Source organism: Mesorhizobium sp. M8A.F.Ca.ET.165.01.1.1, assembly GCF_004792065.1.
Classification (GTDB): domain Bacteria; phylum Pseudomonadota; class Alphaproteobacteria; order Rhizobiales; family Rhizobiaceae; genus Mesorhizobium.
Map to the genome: position 1 here is coordinate 1 of NZ_SRTH01000244.1, position 286 is coordinate 286.

A 286-nucleotide genomic window follows, 5' to 3' on the forward strand; every position below is an offset into this window, starting at 1 on the left:
CTCGTAACCGGCAACCGGACGCCCGGTTCGGCCAGGCGCCAGGTCGTCGAGCCGATTGGAAATGAAGATATGCAGCATCTCCGTCGCGCCGATGCCATCCACGATCGGCCTGCCGGTCCGCTGCACCCACGCTTCGAACACCGGCGCGGGAAGGGTCTCGCCGGCGGAGACCGCAATCCGCAGCGACGAAAGGTTGGCGCCCTCGTCGAGAGCGGCGATCATCGCCCGGTACGCGGTCGGAGCGGTGAACACGATAGTGGCGCCATATTTTTCGATGATCTCGATC

Annotated in this window: 1 protein-coding gene; it reads right to left on the reverse strand. The window is 65.0% G+C overall.

All coding sequences use genetic code 11. The features are described from left to right. The coding region (locus tag EN808_RS35930) for an AMP-binding protein (RefSeq protein WP_145973056.1) at window positions 1-286 on the reverse strand (286 nt) is incomplete at both ends.